The sequence below is a fragment of the Micromonospora sp. KC207 genome (assembly GCF_004348615.1).
Lineage (GTDB): Bacteria > Actinomycetota > Actinomycetes > Mycobacteriales > Micromonosporaceae > Micromonospora.
The window spans coordinates 18,881-37,611 of record NZ_SMKJ01000006.1 but is presented as its reverse complement, the minus strand read 5'-3'; the positions used below and the strand labels follow the sequence as shown (position 1 = coordinate 37,611).

At 74.8% G+C, this 18,731-nt stretch carries 9 protein-coding genes; 6 read left to right on the top strand and 3 right to left on the bottom strand.

The features are described from left to right. Nucleotides 1-7 precede the first annotated feature (7 nt). The 5 genes from E1258_RS01610 (at nucleotide 8) to E1258_RS01590 (ending at nucleotide 15,460) form a co-directional block, all read left to right on the top strand. Nucleotides 8-5,512, top strand: coding sequence for a type I polyketide synthase (locus E1258_RS01610; protein WP_243715114.1), 5,505 nt, complete (start codon nucleotides 8-10; stop codon nucleotides 5,510-5,512). A gap of 82 nt (nucleotides 5,513-5,594) precedes the next feature. Next, a complete protein-coding gene (locus E1258_RS01605) occupies nucleotides 5,595-6,548 on the top strand; it encodes a TauD/TfdA family dioxygenase (RefSeq protein WP_132396129.1) in 954 nt (317 codons plus the stop codon). Further along, the gene (locus E1258_RS01600; RefSeq protein WP_007076306.1) at nucleotides 6,548-6,736 is read left to right on the top strand and encodes an MbtH family protein; all 189 of its coding nucleotides are present in this window, start codon (nucleotides 6,548-6,550) and stop codon (nucleotides 6,734-6,736) included. Before E1258_RS01605 ends, E1258_RS01600 begins: the two co-directional genes overlap by 1 nt. Nucleotides 6,737-6,791: 55 nt before the next feature. Next, a complete protein-coding gene (locus tag E1258_RS01595) occupies nucleotides 6,792-9,914 on the top strand; it encodes a non-ribosomal peptide synthetase (RefSeq protein ID WP_132396127.1) in 3,123 nt (1,040 codons plus the stop codon). Beyond that, nucleotides 9,911-15,460: a non-ribosomal peptide synthetase/MFS transporter gene (locus E1258_RS01590; RefSeq protein ID WP_132396125.1), complete on the top strand. Its 5,550-nt coding sequence runs from the start codon at nucleotides 9,911-9,913 to the stop codon at nucleotides 15,458-15,460. Before E1258_RS01595 ends, E1258_RS01590 begins: the two co-directional genes overlap by 4 nt. A gap of 56 nt (nucleotides 15,461-15,516) precedes the next feature. On the opposite strand, the gene E1258_RS01585 is transcribed toward E1258_RS01590, so the two are convergent. Together E1258_RS01585 and E1258_RS01580 are read right to left on the bottom strand one after the other, a co-directional pair. Beyond that, nucleotides 15,517-16,797: a hypothetical protein gene (locus E1258_RS01585; RefSeq protein ID WP_132396123.1), complete on the bottom strand. Its 1,281-nt coding sequence runs from the start codon at nucleotides 16,795-16,797 to the stop codon at nucleotides 15,517-15,519. Nucleotides 16,798-16,826: 29 nt separating this feature from the next. Next, nucleotides 16,827-17,345: an NUDIX hydrolase gene (locus tag E1258_RS01580; protein WP_243715113.1), complete on the bottom strand. Its 519-nt coding sequence runs from the start codon at nucleotides 17,343-17,345 to the stop codon at nucleotides 16,827-16,829. Nucleotides 17,346-17,451: 106 nt separating this feature from the next. Here E1258_RS01580 and E1258_RS01575 point away from each other — a divergent pair, with 106 nt between their 5' ends. Beyond that, complete coding sequence (locus E1258_RS01575; RefSeq protein WP_132396121.1) at nucleotides 17,452-17,946, top strand: type II toxin-antitoxin system PemK/MazF family toxin; 495 nt, start codon at nucleotides 17,452-17,454, stop codon at nucleotides 17,944-17,946. A gap of 38 nt (nucleotides 17,947-17,984) precedes the next feature. Here E1258_RS01575 and E1258_RS01570 read toward each other — a convergent pair whose 3' ends face one another. Further along, nucleotides 17,985-18,635 (bottom strand): GGDEF domain-containing protein, encoded by a 651-nt coding sequence (locus tag E1258_RS01570; protein WP_132396119.1) that lies wholly within the window; start codon nucleotides 18,633-18,635, stop codon nucleotides 17,985-17,987. Between the last annotated feature and the right edge of the window lie 96 nt (nucleotides 18,636-18,731).

The window sequence follows — 18,731 nt, the reverse complement described above, 5'->3', positions numbered from 1 at the left end:
CGACCTGATGCACAACGCGATCGACACCGACCACCCCTCCGACGACGGCATCGAGCCGATCGCGATCGTCGGGCTGGCCGCCCGGCTGCCCGGCGCGGCCGACGTGCACGAGTTCTGGCGCAACCTGGTCGACGGTGTCGAGTCGGTCACCGAGCTGACCCGCGAGGAGCAGCTCGCCCGGGGCGTCACCCCGGAGGAGGTCGACGACCCGGGCTGGGTGAGCCGGGCCCCGCTCGTCGACGGCTACGACGAGTTCGACGCCGGTCTGTTCGGGATGACCGCCCGGGAGGCCGAGGTCACCGACCCGCAGCACCGGCTGTTCTTGGAGGCCTGCTACACCGCCCTGCAGGACGCCGGCTACGACCCGGCCCGCTACGACGGTGCCGTCGGCGTGTACGCCGGCACCGGCGCCCCGTCTTACCTCAACCGCAACGTGCTGCGCAACAAGCGGGTCGGCGGCAACCCGCACAGCGCCGTCTCCACCGCCACCAGCAACTCGCCCAACTACACCGCGACGAACGTGTCGTACCGGTTGGACCTGCGTGGGCCGAGTCTGACCGTGCACACCGCCTGCTCCACGTCTCTGGTCGCGTTCCACCTGGCCTGTGAGGCGCTGCGCAACGGCGAGTGCGACATGGCCCTGGCCGGCGGTGTCAACATCGAGCTGCCGCAGGCCGGCTACCTCGGCATGGACGGCTTCACCTCCCCCGACGGGCGGTGCCGGCCGTTCGACGCCGGCGCGAACGGCACCGTGTGGGGCAGCGGCGTGGGGGTGACCCTGCTCAAGCGGCTCTCCGACGCGATCGCCGACGGCGACCACATTCGCGCCGTAGTGCTCGGCAACGCCATCAACAACGACGGCGCCGGCAAGGTCGGCTTCACCGCGCCCAGCGTGGACGGGCAGACGGAGGCCGTCGCCCAGGCTGTCGGGATGGCCGGCATAGACCCGCGCACCATCAGCTACGTCGAGGCGCATGGCACCGGCACCGCGATGGGCGACCCGATCGAGGTGGCCGCCCTGTCGGCGGTGTACACGAAGGACACCGACGACCGGGGCTGGTGCGGCATCGGCTCGGTCAAGTCCAACATCGGCCACCTCAGCCAGCCCTCCGGTATCGTCAGCGTGATCAAGACGGTGCTGGCGATGGAGCACGGGCTGATCCCGCCGACCATCAACTACGAGACCCCGAACCCGGCGATCGAGTTCGCCGACACCCCGTTCTACGTGGCGAACACCCTCACCAAGTGGGACACCGACGGCGTGCCGCGCCGCGCCGGGGTCAGCTCCTTCGGCATCGGCGGCACCAACGCCCACGTCGTGCTGGAGGAGGCGCCGCCGGAGCACCGGGTCGACCGGCGGGTGCGCCCGGCGCAACTGCTGCACGTCTCGGCGATGACCGCCACCGCCCTCGACACCGCCGTGGCGCGGCTCGCCGAGCACCTCGCCGGCAACCCCGACGGCGGGGCCGGGCACCTCGCCGACGTCGCGCACACCCTGCGCGTGGGCCGGCAGCAGTACCCGCACCGGCTCGCCGTGGCCGCCACCGACCTGCCCGACGCGGTCGCCGCCTTGCGCGATCGCCGGCGCGCGCAGCGGGGGGTGATTGACCGTCCCGCCCCGAAGGTGGCCTTCCTCTTCTCCGGCCAGGGCTCCCAGTACGCCGGCATGGGCGCGCAGCTCTACGCCGAGGAGCCCGCCTACGCCGCCGTCGTCGACGAGTGCGCCGAGCTGCTCCGCGGCGAGCTGGGCCTGGACATCCGGGACCTGATCCTCGGCCGGGACCCGGAGACGGTCGAGCTGCTGGCGCAGACCCGCTACACCCAGCCGGCCCTGTTCGTCGTCGAGTACGCCCTGGCCGCCACCTGGCAGCGTTTCGGCGTCCGGCCGGCGGCGATGGTCGGGCACTCCATCGGCGAGTACGTCGCCGCGACCGTCGCCGGGGTGCTCGACCTGCCCGACGCGCTGCGGGTGGTGGCCGCCCGGGGCCGGCTCATGCAGTCCCTGCCGGCCGGGTCGATGCTGGCCGTCCCGCTGGACGAGTCGGTGGTCGCCGGGCTGCTGCCCGAGGGCGTGTCGATCGCCACGGTCAACGGGCCGGGCACCTGCGTGGTGGCCGGCGAGGCCGACGCGGTCGCCGCGTTCGCCGAGACGCTGAAGGCCACCAGGAAGGTCAAGAGCAAGGCGCTGCGCACCTCGCACGCGTTCCACTCGCCGATGATGGACCCGATCCTCGCCGAGTTCACCGCGCTGATGGCCACCGTGCCGCTGCGCGCGCCGCGCATCCCGTTGGTGTCGAACGTCTTTGGCACCTGGATCACCGACGCGCAGGCCACCGACCCGGCGTACTGGGCGGCGCACCTGCGCCAGCCGGTGCGCTTCGGCGACGGGGTGGCCGCCCTGCTCGCCGAGGGCACCTGGGCGCTGGTCGAGTGCGGCCCCGGCCGGCAGTTGGCCAACCTGGCCCGGATGCAGGTCGCCAAGGGCTCGGACCAGCAGCGGGCCCTCGTGCCGCTGGGCAGCCTGCCCGGTCAGGGCGAGCCGGCCGGTGACCTGGCGACGCTGCTCACCACGGCCGGGGCGCTGTGGTGCGCCGGCCTGCCCGTGCGCACCGGCTCCGATCCGCAGGCCCGGCGGGTGTCGCTGCCGACGTACCCGTTCGAGCGGCGCCGCTACTGGGTCGACCCGGACCCGGTGGAGGCGGTCGCCGCCGCGCCGGCCGAGACCGGCCCCCGGCCGCTGCCGCAGTGGTTCGCCGTGCCGGTGTGGCGCCAGGCCGCGCCCGCGCCGGCCACCGCGCCGCTGGGCCGGTGCATGGTGTTGGTCGACGGCCCGCGCGGCGACGCGCTCGTCGCCGGCCTGCGTGCCGCCGGCGCGCAGACCATCGTGGTACGCCCCGGCGACGCGTTCGCCGCCACCGGCGACGCGGCCGGTGCGGGGAACGGCGGTTTCACGTTGCGCCCCGCCGCCCGGGAGGACCACGACGCGCTGGTCGCCGCCCTCGGCGACGACCTGCCGGCGCGGCTGGTGCACGCCCTCGCCCTCGACGGCGAGCCCACCGGCACCGACATCGCCGCCGCCCTCGCCGCCCAGGACCGGGGGTTCTTCAGCGCCCTGCACCTCGTGCAGGCCCTCGCCGGGGCCGGCCGCACCGGCGACGAGCGCGCCCTGACCCTGGACCTGGTGACCGCCGGCATCGGCGACGTGACCGGCACTGACCTCACCCGCCCCGAGCACGCCACCCTCGCCGGCCTGGCCCGGGTCCTGCCGGTCGAGCTGCCCGGGCTGACCGTCCGGCTGCTCGACGCCGACCCCGCCGCCACCGGCGTGGACGCCGTGGTCGCCGAGCTACGCCGCCCGGTCGACCCGGAGCACACCGAGGTGGCGCTGCGCGGGGCCCGCCGCTGGGTCACCGGCTACGAGCAGGTGACCGTGGACGCCGAGGCCGAGCCCGGCGCGCTGCGCGAGGGCGGCCGGTACGTCATCACCGGTGGTCTCGGCGGCATCGGCGTCACCCTCGCCGAGGACTTCGCCCGCCGCGCGCGGGCGAAGCTGGTGCTGCTGGCCCGCTCGGGCCTGCCGCCGCGCGAGCGGTGGGACGACCATCTCGCCGTGCACGGCGCCGACGACCGGGCCGGCCGGGCGATCGCCGCGATCCGTCGGATGGAGGCCGCCGGCGCCTCGGTGCTGGTCCTCGCCGCCGACGTCACCGACCCGGCCGACCTGCGCCGGGTCCGGGCCGCCGCCGAGGCCGAGTTCGGCGGGATCGACGGGATCGTGCACGCCGCCGGCCTGCCCGGCGGCGGTATGGCCGAGGTCAAGGAACGCGCCGAGGCGGAGCGGGTACTCGCCCCGAAGCTCGTCGGCACCCTCGCCCTGGCCCAGGTCTTCGGGGACCTGCCGCTGGACTTCGTGGTGCTCTGCTCCTCGATCACCGCCGTGATCGGCGGCTTCGGCCAGGTCGACTACTGCGCGGCGAACAACTTCCTCGACGCGTACGCCCGCGCCGGGGCCGGCTGGGCCGCGCCCGTGGTGTCGCAGAACTGGGGCGGCTGGGCCGAGGTCGGCATGGCGGCGGAGAGCACCGCCCCGGCCGGATTCCGGGCGGTGACCCGGGACACCGTCACCAGCACGGTCGACCACCCGGTGCTCACCACTCGGGTGACCGGCCCGGAGGGGACCGTGCTGCACGGCCTGGTCAGCGCCGCGACCCACTGGCTGCTCGACGAGCACCGCATCGGCGGGGTGCCGGTGGTGCCGGGCACCGCACACCTGGAGTCGGTCCGCGCCGCCGTGGCCGCCGCCGTCGAGGCCCCCGGGCCCGACGCGGCGGTGGAGCTGCGCGACGTGGTGTTCCTGGAGCCGTTCTCGGTGCCGGACGGCACGATCGCCCAGTACCGGGTGGCGCTCACCGCCGCGGAGGACGGGTTCACGGAGTTCATGGTGCAGAGCCTCGCCGCCGGGGTGCTGTGCACCCACGTGCGGGGCACGGCGGGCTGGACCACCGAGCCCGCCCCGGCGGCGGCCGACCTCGCGGCGTTCGTCGCCCGGTCCCGCCGGGTCGACGACGACGCGTCGTTCGGCCGGGGCCGCACCAGCATGCTCACCTTCGGGCCGCGCTGGCGGTCGCTGGCCGCGCACCACCTCGCCGACGGCGAGGAGCTGGCGCTGGTCAGCGCGCCCGCCGAGGCCGCCGCCGACCTCGGCGCGTGGGGCCTGCACCCGGCCCTGCTGGACGTGGCCACCGCGTTCGGCCGGGGCCAGGGCTCCGGCACCTACCTGCCGCTGTCGTACGGGCGGATCGTGGTGCGCGGGCCGCTGCCCGGCCGGTTCCACAGCCACCTGCGCCACCGCGACGGCGGCACCGACGAGGTCGTCTCCGCCGACCTGACCCTGACCGACCCGGACGGGCGGGAGCTGGTCGCGATCAGCGACTTCGTGCTGCGCCGGGTGGACGCCTCGGCGGTCACCGGCGGCCTCGCCGCCGCCGCGCCCGTCGCCCCGGAGGGCGGCGCGCCCAGCGAGGACATCCGCCCGGTCGACGGTGCGGAGGCGTTCCGCCGCAGCCTCACCGCCGGCCTCGGCGCCCAGGTGGTGATCACCACCCGGTCGGTGGCCGACATTCGGGCTCGCGCCGCCCGGGTCACCACCGACGCCCTGGCCGCGGAGAGCGAACCGGCCGGGTCCAGCCCCACGGTGGAGGTCGGGGCATCGACCGCGCCGCGCACCGAGCTGGAGGCCACCATCGCCCAGGTGTGGCGCGACGGCCTCGGCGTGCCGGTCGTCGGCGTCGACGACGACTTCTTCGCCCTCGGCGGCAACTCCCTCGTGGCGGTGCAGCTCATCGCGTCGATGCGCAAGGCGACCGGGGTGCGGCTGCCGATGCGCAGCCTCTTCGAGACGCCCACCGTCGCCGGGCTCGCCTCCCGGATCGAGGAGCTGCTCGCCGAGGCGTCCGCCGCCGACGAGCCCCCGGCCCCGACCACCAGCATCCCGCGGCTGCCCCGCGCGTGAGCACCGAGAAGGCAGGAGGAGCCGTGGCTTCGCGCATGCAGGCGGAGCCGTGGGCTTCACGGAAACAAGGGAGTACAGAGCAATGAGCGACACGATCGCCACGCTGCCGGTGGTCGTCGACAGCGACGGCCGGGCACTGACCGACCTGATCGACGCCCGCCGCGCCGAGCTGCGGGCCGCCCTCGTCGCGCACGGCGGGCTGCTGTTCCGCGGCTTCGACGTCGGCGGTGTCGACGGCTTCGACGCGGTGGTGCGGGCGCTGGCCGGCGAGCCGCTGGTCTACACCGAACGGTCCTCGCCCCGGCACTCCATCAAGGGCCGGGTCTACACCTCGACCGACTACCCGCCGGACGAGGAAATCTTCCTGCACAACGAGAACTCGTACCAGGCGCGCTGGCCGCTGACTTTGTTCTTCTGGTGCGTCACCCCGCCCGACACCCTCGGCGCGACCCCCCTGGCGGACGTCCGGCGGGTGTACGAGCTGATCGACCCGGCCGTGCGGGAGGAGTTCGTCCGCCGCCGGTGGATGCTGGTGCGCAACTTCCACGCCGACTTCGGCACCCGCTGGCAGGACGTGTTCAACACCGACGACCGCGCCGAGGTCGAGGCGTACGCGGCGGCGAACCGGATCGCCGTGGAGTGGGTGGGCGCCGGCGGGCTGCGTACCCGCGCCGTGCGCGACGCGGTGCACTACCGGCCCGGCTCGGACACCCCGCGCTGGTTCAACCACGCCACGTTCTTCCACCTGAGCACCCTGCCGCAGGAGTACCAGGAGGGGCTGCTGGCGATGTTCGGCCCCGACGGGCTGCCGTCGAACACCTACTACGGTGACGGCGGTGAGATTCCTGCCGACGTGCTGGACCACCTGCGGGCCGCGTACCGGGCCGCCAGCGTCCGCTTCGACTACCAGCGCGACGACGTGCTGGTGGTCGACAACATGACCGCCGCGCACGCCCGGGAGCCGTTCACCGGCCCCCGCAAGATCGCCGTCGCGATGGCCGAGCCGCACACCCCCGAGAGCACTGGAGACAACTAATGGCCGAAACCCGATTCCTGGTCGTGCGCAACGACGAGGAGCAGTACTCGATCTGGTCGGCCGACCGGGAGCTGCCCGCAGGTTGGCACGACACCGGCTTCGCCGGCACGCGTGCCGAGTGCCTCGCGCACATCGACACCGTGTGGACCGACATGCGTCCCCGCTCGGTGCGCGAGGCCATCCAGTGAGCGTGAGGAGTGCAGCGGAGCGGAGTTCCGCGATCGCGAACGAAAGGCAGCGGCGATGACCCGGGAATGGACCTTCCCCGCCTCCTTCGCCCAGGAGCGGGTGTGGATGGCCAACCAGCTCGACACCGGCTCGCCGGTCTACAACGTGTCCAACCCGTGGCCCTTCCCGGCCGAGCTGGACGCCGACGCCGCCACCGCCGTGTTCGACCAGGTCCTCGCCCGGCACGAGGCGCTGCGCACCCACCTGCGCTCCGACGACGGCACGCTGGTGCAGGTGGTCCGCGAGCACGAGCCGGTCCGGCTGGCGGCCGAGGACCTGTCGGGCCTGCCGGAGGCCGAGCGGCTCGCCCGATACCACGCGATCCGCGAGGAACTGGCCCGCACCCCGATCCCGCTGGACACGCCGCCGCTGTGGCGGGCCCGGCTGATCAAGGTCAACGAGGCGTGGTCGTTGCAGTTCGTGGTGCACCACGCCGTCTTCGACGCCCAGTCGGCGGTGCTGTTCACCAGCGAGCTGTCCGCGTTCATCACCGCCGCGCTCACCGGCGCGCCCGCCGACGTGCCCGAGCTGCCCATCCAGTACGCCGACTTCGCCGCCTGGCAACGCGACCAGCTCGCCGGGCCGGAGCTGGACCGGCAGCTCGCCTTCTGGACGGCCCACCTGGCCGGCGCTCCCGCGGTGACCGGCCTGCCGCTGGACCGGCCCCGCCCGGCCCAGCTCGGCTTCGCCGGCGACGAGGTCCGCTTCGACCTGCCCGACGGGCTGCTCGACGCCGTCGGCCGGCTCGCCGCCGCCTCGGCCGCCACCCCGTACATGGTGCTGCTGACCGGGTTCGCCGCGCTGCTGTCGCGGATCTGTGGCGACGACACCGTGGTCGTCGGCGTCTCCACCGCCGGCCGGGACACCGCCGAGGTGTCCCCGCTGATCGGCATGTTCGTCAATCCGGTGGCGCTGCGCTGCGACCTGACCGGCGACCCCACCGTCGCCGAGCTGCTCGGCCGGGTCCGGGGCAGCCTCATCGACGCCATGGAGCACGGGCAGGTTCCGTTCCAGCGGATCGTCGAGGCGGTCGCCCCGCAGCGGGACCCGTCCGTGCAGCCGATCTTCCAGACCGCGCTGAACTTCATTCCCGACTCCGGCCTGGACCCGGTGCCGCTGGGCACCACCAAGGACGACCTGGCCTTCGACGTCACCACCGGGGAGAGCCGGCTGGTGTACCGCACCGACCTGTTCGACCGGGCCACCGCCGAGGCGATCGTCACCCGGTACGTCCGGCTGCTCGACGCCGCCGTCGCCGACCCCGGCCGGCGGGTGAGCGAGCTGCCCCTGCTCGACGACGCCGAGCGGCGGCTGGTCCTGGACACCTGGAACGCCACCGGCCACGCCCGGCCGGTCGGCACCGTCGTCGACGAGGTGCAGCGGCAGGCTGCCGCCACCCCGCACGCCACCGCGTTGGTCTGCGACGGCGCCGAGCTGACGTACGCCGAGCTGAACGCCGCCGCGAACCGGCTGGCCCGGCTGCTGGTGGCGCGCGGGGCCGGCCCGGAAACCCGGGTCGCCCTGGCCCTGCCCCGCTCGACGGACCTGCTGGTGGCCATCCTCGCGGTGCTCAAGTCGGGTGCGGCGTACGTGCCGGTCGACACCGGCTACCCGGCGGCCCGGATCGGATACCTGCTCGACGACGCCGAGCCGGCGCTGGTGCTGGCCGCCGCCGACACGGCGGCCCTGGTGCCCGGCGACGCGCTGGTGCTCGACGCGCGCACCGCCGCCGACCTCGACGCGGCCGACCTGACCGACGCCGACCGGGCCGCCCCGCTGCGCCCCGAACACCCCGCGTACGTGCTGTACACCTCCGGCTCCACCGGCCGCCCCAAGGGCGTCGTGGTGGAGCACCGGTCGGTAACCGCCTACCTGGCGTGGGCCCGGCAGGCATATCCGGGCCTGGCCGGCACCGCGCTGCTGCACTCCCCGGTGTCGTTCGACCTGACCGTCACCGGGCTGCTCGGGCCGCTCACCGCCGGCGGCACCGTCCGGCTCGCCGCGATCGACGAACCGGCCGCCCGCGCCGGGGGGAAGCCGGCGTTGCTCAAGGTCACCCCGAGCCACCTGCCGCTGCTCGACGACGCCGTGTCCCCGACGACGGACCTGGTCGTCGGCGGCGAGGCGCTCACCGGCGAGCAGCTCGCCGGCTGGCGTGCCGCCCACCCGGGCGTGGCGGTGACCAACGAGTACGGCCCGACCGAGGCCACCGTCGGCTGCGTGGCCGCCCGCATCGCACCGGGGCAGGAGCTTGCGGCCGGGGCGGTGCCGATCGGCACCCCCACCTGGAACACCCGGGCGTTGCTGCTCGACGCCGCGCTGAACCCGGTGCCCCCGGGGGTGGTCGGCGAGCTGTACGTGGCCGGCGACCAGCTCGCCCGCGGCTACCTGCGCCGTCCCGGCCTCACCGCCGAGCGGTTCCTGCCCTGCCCGTACGGGCCGGCGGGGCAGCGCATGTACCGCACCGGCGACCTGGCCCGCTGGCGGGCCGACGGGACGCTGGACTACCTGGGCCGCCGCGACGACCAGGTGAAGGTGCGCGGCATGCGCATCGAGCTGGGCGAGATCGAGGCCGTCCTGCTGGCCCGGCCGGACGTGTCGGCGGCGGCGGTGGTCGTGCGCACCGACTCCGGCGAGCCGACCCTGGTCGGCTACCTGGTCGGCGTCGCCGATGGCGCGAGCGTCGCCGCCGACCTGGCCCGGGAGCTGCCCGCGCACCTGGTGCCGGCCGCGTTCGTCGCGCTCGACGCGCTGCCGCTGACCCCCAACGGCAAGCTGGACCGGGCCGCGCTGCCCGCCCCGGCCGCCCCGGCGGCGGTCGACGACGCGTACGTCGCCCCGCGCACCGACGCCGAGGCCCTGGTGGCCGAGGTGTACGCGGACATCCTCGGCGTGGAGAAGGTCGGCGCGGCCGACGACTTCTTCGCCCTCGGCGGCAACTCGCTGCGCGGCATGCGGGCGATGGCCCGCATCCGCGCCGAGGTGGACGTGGACCTGCCCATGCGGGCGCTGTTCGGCAGCCCGGTGGTGGCCGACCTGGCCGCCCAGATCGAGAAGCTGATCGCCGCGGAACTCGACGAGCTCTCCGACGCCGAGGTCGCCGAGCTGTTGGCGACGGAAGAGGGACCCACCGCATGACCGACCTGAAGGATCCGGCCCGGGAGGCGGCCCGGCAGGCGCTGATCGCCAAGCGCCTGCGCAAGCGCGCCGCCGCCCCCGCGGCCCGGATCACCCCCCGGCCCGCCGACGCCGAGGTGCCGCTGTCGTACGCCCAGGAGCGGGTCTGGTTCATGGACCAGATCGCCCCGGGCGAGGCGGCCTACCACATCGCGGTGCCGCTGCGGGTGCGCGGACCGCTCGACGTCGCGAGCCTGCGCGGCGCGCTGGCCGGGCTGACGGCGCGGCACGAGTCGTTACGCACCCGGTTTCCCGCCGACGCCGACGGCCGCCCCACGGTGGTCGTGGAGGAGGCCGTCGAGGTGCCGCTGACGGTGGCGGAGGCGGCCGACGCCGACGCCGCGCGGGCGCTGGTCGATGCCGCCTCGGCGGAGCCGTTCGACCTGGCCACGGGGCCGCTGCTGCGCGCCCTGCTGATCCGGCTCGCCGCCGACGACCACGTGCTGTTCCTCGGCAAGCACCACATCGTCGGCGACGGCTGGTCGGTGGACGTGCTGCTGCGCGACCTGATCACCCTCTACCACGGCGGCGAGCCGCCCGCCCTGCCCGTGCAGTACGGCGACTTCGCCGTGTGGGAGGCGCGGGAGCTGGACGGCCCGGCGGCCCGGGGGCACCTGGACTGGTGGAAGTCCCGGCTGGCCGGCGTGGCCCCACTGGAGCTGCCGCTGGACGCCCCGCGCCCGGCCACCCAGACCTACCGGGGCGACTTCGTCGAGTTCCAGCTCGACCCCGCCGAGACCGAGCGGCTCAACGCGCTCACCCGGGCCGGCGGCGCGACGCTGTTCATGACGTTGCTCGCCGCGTACCAGGTGCTGCTGGCCCGGCACGCCGGGCAGGAGGACTTCGCCGTCGGCGCGTCCGTGGCCGGCCGGTCCGCCCCGGAGCTGGAGAACGTCGTCGGCATGTTCATCAACATGCTGCCGCTGCGCGCCGAGCTGGCGGGCGACCCGACGTTCACCGAGCTGCTGGAACGCACCCGGCGCAGCGTGTTGGACGGCTTCGAACACGCCGAGGTGCCGTTCGCGAGGGTCGTCCACGAGCTGGGCCTGCCCCGCGACGTGAGCCGGTCCCCGGTGTTCCAGGCCATGTTCGTGCTCCAGAACTACGAGATGGGCCGGTTCACCGGCGTCTCCGACGCCGCCGACGTCCGCTTCGAGTGGACGCCGATGGAGCTGCGGGCCACCCGGTTCGACTTCGAACTGCACGCGGTGGAGACCACCGGGGGGCTGTGGGGAAAGCTGGTCTTCAACACCGACCTGTTCACCCGGTCCACCGTCGAGCGGATCGCCCGGCGGTGGACCACCCTGCTGCGGGCGGTCGTCGCCGCGCCGGACACCCCGGTGTCCGCCCTGCCGCTGACCGACCCCGCCGAGCGGGAGCTGCTGGCCGCGTGGAACGACACCACGGCCGAGTTCCCGCAGGAGCAGACCCTGCACGGGCCGTTCGAGCGGCGGGCCGCCGCCTGCGGTGACGCGGTGGCGCTGACCTTCGAGGGCCGCTCGGTGACGTACGCCGAGCTGAACGCCGCCGCGAACCGGGTCGCCCACCGGTTGCGCGCGGCCGGCGTCGGCCCGGAAACCCTCGTCGGGGTGTGCGCGGAGCGCTCGGTGGAGCTGGTCGCGGGCCTGCTCGGTGTGCTCAAGGCCGGCGGCGCGTACCTGCCGCTGGACCCGGAGTACCCGGCCGACCGGCTGTCCTTCATGGTCACCGACGCCGCCGCGCCCGTCGTGCTGGTGCAGGAGCACCTGCGCGACGTGCTGCCCGACACCGGCGCGACGGTGCTGGTCCTCGACGACGAGGCGACGTGGGCCGAGCAGGCCACCACCGACCCCGCGCCGACGGCCGGGCCCGGCAACCTGGCGTACGTCATCTACACCTCCGGCTCCACCGGGCGGCCCAAGGGCGTGCCGAACACCCACCGGGGCATCGTCAACCGCCTCGACTGGAAGCAGAAGGCGTACCGCCTCGCCGCCGACGACGCGGTGCTGCAAAAGACCCCGGCCAGCTTCGACGTGTCGGTGTGGGAGTTCTTCTGGCCGCTGCGCGAGGGGGCCCGGTTGGTGCTGGCGAAGCCCGGCGGGCACAAGGACGCCGCGTACCTGCGGGACCTGCTGGTGGCCGAGCGGATCACCACCGCCCACTTCGTCCCGTCGATGCTGACCGTCTTCCTCGGCGAGGACGGCATCGAGGCCGCCACCGGCCTGCGCCGGGTGATCTGCTCCGGCGAGGAGCTGCCGCTGGCCTCGGCCGTGGAGTTCACCGCCCGGCTGCCCTGGTGCGAGCTGCACAACCTGTACGGGCCCACCGAGGCGGCCATCGACGTCAGCGCCTGGCACTGCGACCCGGCGACGCTGGCCCGACTGTCCGGCGTGCCGATCGGCGGCCCGATCGCCAACCTGCGGCTGCACGTGCTCGACCCGGCCGGCAACGAGTGCCCGATCGGCGTGGCGGGGGAGCTGCACATCGGCGGCGTCGGTTTGGCCCGCGGCTACCACCGCCGGCCGGCGCTGACCGCCGAGCGGTTCGTGCCCGACCCGTTCTCCTCCGAGTCGGGGGCCCGGCTGTACCGCACCGGCGACCTGGCCCGCTGGGTGCTCTCCCCGGACGGTCCGGGCGAAGCGGGTGGCGGCGATTCGGCAGCGGCCGGCGGCGTCCCGGGCGGGGTGATCGAGTTCCTCGGCCGCATCGACCACCAGGTGAAGCTGCGCGGCCTGCGCATCGAGCTGGGTGAGATCGAGAGCGCCCTGCGGGAGCAGCCGGGCGTCACCGATGCCGCGGTGGTCGTCCGCGAGGACACCCCGGGCGACAAACGGCTCACCGCGTACCTGGTGGGCGACGCCGAGCACGCCGCGCTGAAGACGGCGCTGAAGGAGACCCTGCCCGAGTACATGGTGCCGGCCGCGTTCGTCACCCTCGACGCGCTGCCGCTGAGCCCCAACGGGAAGCTCGACCGCCGGGCGCTGCCCGCTCCCGTGGTGACCCGCGAGGCGTCGGTGGAGCTGGTCGAGCCGCGCGACGACACCGAGCGGTTGCTGGCCGAGATCTGGTCGCAGGTGTTGGGCGTCGACACGCTCGGCATCGACGACGACTTCTTCGACCTGGGCGGGCACTCGATGCTCGCCACCCAGGTCGTGGCGAGGATCCGCAAGGCCGGGCGCGGCGGGCGGCCGGTCGGCGTGATGGACCTGTTCCAGCAGCGGACCGTCCGCGAGCTGGCCGCGTTCATGACCGGCGACGCCGCCGACGACGGGCCGCGCCGGCTGCTCTACGAGCTGACCAAACCGATCCCCGCCGGCAGGCGGGTCCGCACGTACGTCTGCGTCCCGTACGGCGGCGGCAGCGCCATCGTCTACCAGCCCCTCGCCGACGCCCTGCCCGCCGGCAACGCCCTGTACTCGCTGGCGATCCCCGGGCACGACGTGGGGCTCAGCGAGGAGGGCCTGCCGTTCGAGGAGCTGACCCGTCGGGTCGCCGACGAGATCGTCGAGCGGATCGAGGGCCCGATCGTTCTGTACGGCCACTGCGGCGTCGGCAGCGCCATCGTCGCCGAGGTGGCCCGCAAGGTCGAGGCGGCCGGCCGGGAGCTGGAGGCGCTCTACATCGGCGCGATGTTCCCGTTCGCGCGTCCGAAGGGCTTCTTCGCCGCCGCGCGCAACCGCCTGGAACAGCTCCGCAGCAACAAGCACTACGCGAGCTGGCTCAAGTCGATGGGCGTCGACACCGACGAGCTGGACCCGGAGCAGGCCGACCGAATCATCAGCAACATGCGGGCCGACTCCCGAGCCTCGGAGGAGTACTTCACCGGGCTGCTCGACGCCGGGGCGGCGAAGCTGCGTGCCCCGATCATCTCGGTGGTCGGCTCCGAGGACCCGGTGACCGACTACTTCACCGAGCGGTACGCCGAGTGGCAGTTCCTCACCGACACCGTCGGGCTGGTCGTCCTCGATCAGGCGGGGCACTTCTTCCTCAAGTACCGGGCCGACGAGCTGGCGGAGATCGTCACGGCGGTGCACCCGGCGGTGCTCGCCGACGACACCGCCGCCCTTCAGCCGGCGGCCCGGGGCGAGGACGCCGGCTGGGTGGTCGCCGACCACCAGCGCGTCGGCGCGGCGTCCCGTCCGGAGCGGGCCACGGTGAAACCGAGCATGGCCCGGTTCGTCGCGGTCACCGCCGGCCAGCTCGTCTCCACCACCGGCTCGGCGCTGACCGCGTTCGCCCTGCCGATCTGGCTGTTCACCCAGACCGGCTCGGTGGCGAACCTGGGCCTGCTGTGGGCCCTGGCGCTGATCTGCGGCGTGCTGATGCTGCCCGTAGCGGGGGCGCTCACCGACCGGATCAGCCGGCGGCGGATCATGATGATCGCCAGCTCCGGCGCCGGGTCGATCCAGCTGGTGCTGGCCGCCCTGCTCTGGACGGACAACCTGCGGCTGTGGATGATCTACGCCTTGGTGGCGCTCAGCCAGGTCGCCGGGTCGTTCCAGCGCATCGCGTTCCAGTCGGCGGTACCGCAGCTCGTGCCGAAGCGGTACCTCGGCCACGCGATGGGCGTCACTCAGCTCACCAACGGCTTCGCGATGCTGCTGATGCCGGTCTTCGCCGCCGGCCTGCTGGCCGCCATCGAGCTCAAGGGCATCCTGCTCATCGACGTGGCCAGCTACGTGGTGGCGGTGGCGACCCTGGCCGTGGTCCGCTTCCCCGACCTGCTCGGCTGGCGGCCCCGGGAGCGGCTGCTCGTCGCGATCGCCAACGGGCTGCGCTACTCGTGGCAGCACCGGGGTTTCCGGCTCATGCTGGGCTACTTCGCGATCGGCAACATCTTCCTGGCCCCGGCGCTGGTGCTGACCACCCCGCTGGTGCTCTCCTTCGCCACCGCGACGCAGGTGGCGCAGGTGGCCCTGGCCGAGGCGCTCGGCGCGGTGGCCGGCGGCGTGCTGATGTCGCTGTGGGGCGGCCCCCGCCACCGGCGGATGATCGGGGTGCTGATCGGCAACCTCGGCACCGCGCTCGGCTGCGTCGTGATCGGCCTGGACGCCTCCGTGGCGGTCATCTGCGTCGGGGCGTTCTGGCTGGCCATGGCGATGACCACCGCCCAGTCGATCTACGCGACGATCGTCCAGGTGAAGGTGCCGCAGCGGTACCACGGCCGGGTGTTCAGCCTGAACCAGACCATCTCCTGGTCGACGCTGCCGATCGGGTTCGCGCTGATCGCTCCGGCGGCCACCGGCCTGTTCGAGCCGATGCTCGCCGACGGCGGCGCGCTCGCCGGGTCGGTGGGCGCGGTCATCGGCACCGGCCCCGGCCGGGGCATCGGCTTCGCGTACGTCTGCTTCGGCGCGGCGCTGGTGCTGGTCACCCTCGGCGGCTTCGTCATCCGGCTGCTGCGCCGCTTCGACATCGAGGTGCCGGACTCGTTGCCCGACGACCTGATCGGCGCCCAGGAGCGCGAGCGGCGGCTGGCCGCCCGCGCGGCCGAGCGGCAGGAGGAGAAGGTGCCCGTGGCGGCGTGACCCGTCCTGCGCGTGGCCGGGGCCGGTGGCGGTCGACCGCCACCGGCCCCGCGTGCTCAGGCCGCCGGCGGGTCGGCCAGGTCGGTGGCGGCGACGTCGTCGGGCTCGGCGATCCAGCCGGAGAAGACCGGCACCCCGTGCCACGGGCCGGTACCGCCGCCGCGCCGGTCGGTGGCGACGGCCACCACCGCGTACGGGTGGCCGAAGCGCAGCTCCGCGACGCGGGCCACCCCCTCCGGCGGCAGGCTGACCCTCGCGAACATCCCGGTCACGGCCGCCGCCTCGAACCCGTACCGGCTGTAGCGGGCCACGACCGCCTGCCGGGCCCGCACGTCGCCCGTGCCGAACAGCGGGGCCAGCACCCGGCCGGCGGCGGCGAAGCCGAGCCCGGTCAGGTCGTGCTCGTCCCGCGCCGACCAGCAGGGCAGCGTTGCCGTGTGCCGCTGCTCCCGGCGGCCGGGGGCGAACGTACGCACGGCCTCCTCGCGCAGCGTCCACAGCGGCGTGTCGCCCAGCGGCAGGTCGAACAGCGACCGCCGGCCGGCGGGCTCGTCGGCGTCGGCGTCCGCGGCGATCCGGTACGCGGCGGCGAGCACGTCGGCCGGGGCCACCCCGGGCGCGGCGGCCACCGAGACGACCGACAGCCCCGCGCCGGCGGCCCCGCCCGTCTCCGCCCCGTCCTCGCCGGTCGTCTCCCCGGCCGGCTGCGCCGCCGCCACGTGCACGGCGACGTCCCCGGCCTCCGCCGTCGCGGCGATCCACGCGTGGTGCCCGTACCCCGGGGAGCGCAGCACCCGGGTCAGCCGCCCGGCCCACGGGCTGTCCGGCCCGAGCGCATCGGCCGGGGCGAGGTCGAACGGGGTGGCCCAGGAGATCCGGGTGGCCACGGCCGAGGCCAGTGCGAGCACGACCCGGGGGGTGAGCGTCAGCGGGAACCGCTCGATCAGCCCGGCGCTGTGCTCCCGGGCCCACGCGTCCAGGCCGGCCTGGTCCGGCAGCGGGCCGGTCCGAGTGGCACGGGGGAGGGCGGCCCGCCAGGCGTCCAGCCCGGCGGTGGATATCCCCGGCCGGTGCCAGACGGCCGCCGCCGACGGCACCAGGGGGTGCGGCGCGTCGAGCAGCGCGGCGGCGATCCGGGCGGCCCGTGCCGGGTCGGTGCCCAGGGCCTCGGCGAGGCCGGCGCTGCCCGGGGTGCCGTCGTGCTCGTCGGTGCCGGCCGACGCGCAGAGCGCGAGCAGCAGCCACGCGCCCAGCGGGGACGCGACGTGGTGCCGGTCGCCGATCGGGGCGTGCAGCCGGGCGGCGTAGCGGGCCAGCGGGCCCTTAGGGTTCGTCATCCGCCCACTGTGCCTGCCCGGGACCATTCCTACGACCACAGCTCGAACGGCTCGTCGATCTCCTCGCCGGCGAGGAACGCGGTGAGCAGTCCGGGCAGCCGGCCGGGATAGAACCGTTCCCGGCTGTCGACGACGTCGGCGACGGGCCACCACCGGAACCCGAAGTAGTCCTCCCGCTCGTAGTCCAGCCGATCCGTCTCGTCCACCTCCGGGCCCGGGACGTCCAGCCCGACGGTGACGATCACCTCGTCCTGCACGTGGCGGAGCTGCCGGTGGATGAAGCTGGCCCGCCGCCGCCAGCGCGGCGGCCCCACCCGTCGCGGGTCCACCCGGATGCCGGTCTCCTCGCGCAGCTCCCGCACGGCCGCGTCGAGGTACGTCTCGCCGGGGTCGACGCCGCCGCCGGGCAGCTCCCACCAGGTGCCGAGCCGGGGGTGGTCCGGGTCGCGGGTGTGGAACAGCAGGAGCCGCCGGTCGGCGTCGAGCACCACCAGCCGTACCGCGTGCCGCCGCACGGCCGGCAGGTCGTCGGGGATCTCCAGCACCACCGTTCCTCCGCTCGCGCCTCACCTGGGTCGCCCACATCGTGCCACCGCCGGAGCGTGGCGGGGAGCGGCTCGGCGGCGGGCCGGGGGCCGGGTTAGGCTGCCCGCCGTGGCAGGTCTGTTGAGGAGTGTGGCGTCCCGGCTGGGACGGGTGACCCGCGGCAACGCCGCGCCGACGCGTACCCCCGGGCCGATCCCGGCCCAGGTGGCGCGGCGCCGGCAGGTCGCGGCGTTGCAGCGCCGCGACCTCAGCTACGCCCCGGAGCCCGACGGACAGGCCGACCCGGGTGAGGTCGTCTGGACCTGGGTCCCCTACGAGGACGACCCCCGGCAGGGCAAGGACCGCCCGGTGCTGGTGGTCGGGCGGTCCAGCCGGACCCTGTTCGGCCTGATGCTGTCCAGCCAGGGCGAGCGGGACGGTCAGCGGCACTGGCTCTCGCTGGGGCCGGGCGCGTGGGACCGGGACAACCGGCCCAGCTGGGTGCGGCTCGACCGGGTCCTCACCATGCGTGAGGACAGCATCCGGCGCGAGGGCGCGGTGCTGGACCGGGCCCGCTTCGACCGGGTGGGCCAAGCCCTGCGCGCCGGCTACGGCTGGCGCTGAGCGCCGGCGGCGCTTGCCCGGCACCCGGGGCCGGGGCGTCAGCGCTCGGCGAGGTACGCGCTGTCGACGAGCTGGCGAGTGGAGCGGGACGCGCCGACGCTCTTCGCCCGGTACATCGCCGCGTCGGCGCGGTCGAGCGCCTCGGTGAGCTGGGTCGAACAGGTGACCGGGGCGAGCCCGACGGAGGCGGTGACCCGGAGGCTGAAGCCGCGGAGGGGTATCGGCGCGGCAAGTGACTCGCAGAGCCGCCGGGAGGCGTGCTCGAGCCACCGCCGGTCGACCGTCGGGGTGGTCAGCAGGCCCGCGAACTCGTCGCCGCCGAGCCGGGCCACCAGGTTGTCCCCGGCGAAGGCGGCCAGTCGTTCGGCCACGCTGATCAGCACCTGGTCCCCGGCGGCGTGCCCGTAGCGGTCGTTGACCTGCTTGAAGTCGTCCAGGTCCAGCACGATGGCGATCAGCGGCTGACCGACGGTGTCGGTGAGCAGGGTCGCGGCTAGCCGGAAGAAGGCCCGCCGGTTGGGCAGGCCGGTGAGCGGGTCGTGGCTGGCGGCGTGCCGCTCGGCGGCCAGCTCCGCCTGGAGGTGTTTGATCTCCGCCTCGGCCAGCAGAGCCCGGCGGCGCAGTTGCCAGGCGGAGATCAGGGCTCCCGCGGCCGAAATGCCGGACGCGATGGTCAACGGATCCGGCACGAATCCTCCTCACCGCGTCTGCCCACACCCCGGCCGTGCCCGGCCGCTGTTCGTGGGGACTCCTGTTTTCCCTGGTACGGCTCTGGGTTGAGTAAC

Excerpts from the sequence above, each read along its gene's own strand:
- E1258_RS01585 (WP_132396123.1), bottom strand. The coding sequence starts at position 16,797 with ATGACGAACCCTAAGGGCCCGCTGGCCCGCTACGCCGCCCGGCTGCAC.
- E1258_RS01595 (WP_132396127.1), top strand. The coding sequence starts at position 6,792 with ATGACCCGGGAATGGACCTTCCCCGCCTCCTTCGCCCAGGAGCGGGTG.
- E1258_RS01610 (WP_243715114.1), top strand. The coding sequence starts at position 8 with ATGCACAACGCGATCGACACCGACCACCCCTCCGACGACGGCATCGAG.
- E1258_RS01590 (WP_132396125.1), top strand. The coding sequence starts at position 9,911 with ATGACCGACCTGAAGGATCCGGCCCGGGAGGCGGCCCGGCAGGCGCTG.
- E1258_RS01605 (WP_132396129.1), top strand. The coding sequence starts at position 5,595 with ATGAGCGACACGATCGCCACGCTGCCGGTGGTCGTCGACAGCGACGGC.
- E1258_RS01600 (WP_007076306.1), top strand. The coding sequence starts at position 6,548 with ATGGCCGAAACCCGATTCCTGGTCGTGCGCAACGACGAGGAGCAGTAC.